This is a genomic window from Microbacterium sp. (assembly GCF_031988965.1).
In the GTDB taxonomy this organism is placed as follows: Bacteria; Actinomycetota; Actinomycetes; order Actinomycetales; family Microbacteriaceae; genus Microbacterium.
The window spans coordinates 1-2,472 of record NZ_DALZXX010000245.1; the positions used below are offsets into that span (position 1 = coordinate 1).

At 72.3% G+C, this 2,472-nt stretch carries 4 protein-coding genes; 2 read left to right on the forward strand and 2 right to left on the reverse strand.

Features of this window, described 5'->3' with window-relative positions:
• Positions 1 to 664, reverse strand: a 664-nt coding sequence (locus RTM68_RS18280; protein WP_312173714.1) for a nitronate monooxygenase, incomplete at its 3' end; no start/stop codon positions are given.
• A 54-nt stretch (positions 665 to 718) separates the two neighbouring features.
• On the opposite strand from RTM68_RS18280, the gene RTM68_RS18285 reads away from it, so the two are divergent.
• Together RTM68_RS18285 and RTM68_RS18290 are read left to right on the forward strand one after the other, a co-directional pair.
• Positions 719 to 991, forward strand: a complete 273-nt coding sequence (locus tag RTM68_RS18285) for a DUF6412 domain-containing protein (RefSeq protein ID WP_312173716.1) — start codon at positions 719 to 721, stop codon at positions 989 to 991.
• Positions 992 to 1,051: 60 nt separating this feature from the next.
• The gene (locus RTM68_RS18290) at positions 1,052 to 1,861 is read left to right on the forward strand and encodes a membrane protein insertase YidC (RefSeq protein ID WP_312173718.1); all 810 of its coding nucleotides are present in this window, start codon (positions 1,052 to 1,054) and stop codon (positions 1,859 to 1,861) included.
• A 26-nt stretch (positions 1,862 to 1,887) separates the two neighbouring features.
• On the opposite strand, the gene RTM68_RS18295 is transcribed toward RTM68_RS18290, so the two are convergent.
• A partial coding sequence (locus tag RTM68_RS18295; protein WP_312173720.1) for an EamA family transporter occupies positions 1,888 to 2,472 on the reverse strand: 585 nt, incomplete at its 5' end.

Genomic DNA, 2,472 nt, shown 5'->3' on the forward strand with positions numbered 1-2,472 from the left:
CCCCGCGACGATCGGCGATGCCGCCCGCAGCGATCACCGGGACGTCGATCGCGTCGACCACCTGCGGCACGAGCGCGAACGTGCCGATGAGCGACTCCTCGGCGGGTCGCAGGAACGACACCCGGTGCCCGCCGGCTTCGAGCCCGGTCGCGACGACGGCATCGACCCCGGCGTCCGCGAGCGCCACCGCCTCGGCGACGGTCGTGGCGGTGCCGAAGACACGGATGCCACGGCGATGCGCCTCGGCGATGACCTCGTCCGAGGGCACCCCGAAGACGACGCTCAGCACCGGTGGCGCGGAGTCCCAGATCGCGTCGAGCTGCTCATCGAGCGGCGGCAGGTACCGTGCGGGCCGCTCGGGCACCGCGACGCCGACCGCGTCGTAGAACGGCTGCAGCGCCTGCGCGAACACGGTGTGCTGGGCGTTCGGCTCGACCTCATCGCCGGTGGGGATCCAGATGTTCACGGCGAACGGGCGCGCGGTCGCCTGCCGCAGCTCAGCGACGGTCGATCGGATGCGGTCACCGTCGTAGCCGTACAGACCGTACCCGCCGAGGCCGCCGGCCTCGCTCACCGCGGCGGCCAGCGCCACGGACGAGAGCCCGCCGAACGGGCCGAGGACGATCGGATGCTCGATGCCGAGAAGCGCACGCAGATCAGTCATGCTCCGAGATTACGCCCGCGCGACGGTGCTACCCTCGCGATGAGGGAGGCGCGCATGAGCGAGTGGTTCGGTCAGATGCTCGGCTTCGTCGCGTCCGCGCTCGGCGTGATCGCCGTGCCCGATGCGGCCGCCCTCGGTGTCGCGATCGCGCTGATCGCCCTCACCACCCTGACGATCGCCGTGGCGCTGAGCCTCGTCCCTCTCCGAGGCGGCACAGCCCCGCATCCGCTGCGGGCGATCGATGTCTCGACTCGGCTCGCACAGAGCGATCCGGATGCCGCGGGGCATCCGCGTCCTCGTGCGCCGGGAGTCGCCGTCGCCGCGTAGTCCGTCTCGTACGGGATCGCGCGGCTTCGCCGACCCTTCCCGACACACGAACGGACTTCCATGGACATCTTCGCCTTCCCCCCTCTCGCCGCCCTGCTCGATGCGGCCTACGGAGCCCTCGCCGGTCTCTCCTCGCTTCTCGAACCCCTCGCCGGGGCATCCGCCGCAGCCCTCGCCGTCATCCTCGTCACGCTGCTGGTGCGCGCGCTGCTGATCCCCGTGGGCGTCTCCCAGGCCCGAGCGGAGCAGACCAGAGCGCGGCTCGCACCTCGACTGCGCGAGATCCAGCGCCGACACAGGAAGAACCCCGAGCGCCTGCAGAAGGAGATGCTCGAGCTCTACCGCCGCGAGAACACCTCGCCGTTCGCCGGCATGCTGCCGGTGCTCGCGCAGGCGCCCGTCGTCGGCCTGCTGTACACGCTGTTCCTGCGCCCCGAGATCGCCGGGCACCCGAACGACCTGCTCACGCACGACCTGTTCGGCGCCCCGCTCGGCACGAGCTTCGTGGCGGCGGTCTTCGGTGGCACGGCCTCGCCGGCGACGCTGCTGGTGTTCGGAGCGCTCGCGGTCATCATGCTCGTGGTCGCCGACATCAGCCGCCGGGTGTTCCGCCCGGCTCCTGTGCCCGAGGGCGCCGAGGACTCGCCGCTCTCCTCCCCCGCGATGCTCCGGGTCGCGGGGGCGCTGCACTACCTGACCGTCGTGTTCGCCGCATTCGTGCCGCTCGCGGCAGCGCTGTACCTGACGGTCACGGTCGTCTGGACGCTGGTGCAGCGGATGCTGCTGCGCCGCCGCTATCCGCTGCCCGAGGTCACGCCGGCGAAGACCCCGGCGAAGACGGAGCAGTCGCGCCGCGCGGGTCGTGGCTGAGCATGCCGGGTGTCCTTCGGTGGTGGTCAGTCGGGCAGCGGAAGAGGGCCTGTGAACGGCCCGGGCTCGTCGTCGAACCGGGGGTGGTCCCGGTCGACATCCCCACGACCGGATGCCGCGGCGCCGGCCTCCGCGCGCCGCTGCTGACGCCGCGCACCGAGCGTCGTTCCCACACTGGCGGCGATCACGAGGGCGATCGCGAGCACCTTCAGCACCGTCGCGTCCTGCGCGAGGATGAGCCAGCCGGCGAGCGTCGCGAAGGCCGGCTCGAGGCTGAGCAGCACGCCGAACACCCGCTGCGGCAGGCGTCGCAGCGCGGCCAGCTCGAAGCTGTACGGGATGACCGACGACAGCACCGCGGTGACCGCCGCCAGCACGAGCAGCTGCATGTCACCGGCCACGGTCGTCGCCGCGGGCACGCCGACCGGCAGCAGCACGATCGCCGCCACCACGAGCCCCACGGCCAGTCCGTCAGCGCCCGGGATCAGCGCGCCGACACGGGCGCTCATGCGGATGTACAGCGCCCAGAACCCTGCGGCGATGAGCGCGAACACGACGCCGAGCGGGTCGAGGCCATCCTCTCCCGTGAGGCCGTCGACGCCGAGCAGCAG

Excerpts from the sequence above, each read along its gene's own strand:
- RTM68_RS18285 (WP_312173716.1), top strand. The coding sequence starts at position 719 with ATGAGCGAGTGGTTCGGTCAGATGCTCGGCTTCGTCGCGTCCGCGCTC.
- RTM68_RS18290 (WP_312173718.1), top strand. The coding sequence starts at position 1,052 with ATGGACATCTTCGCCTTCCCCCCTCTCGCCGCCCTGCTCGATGCGGCC.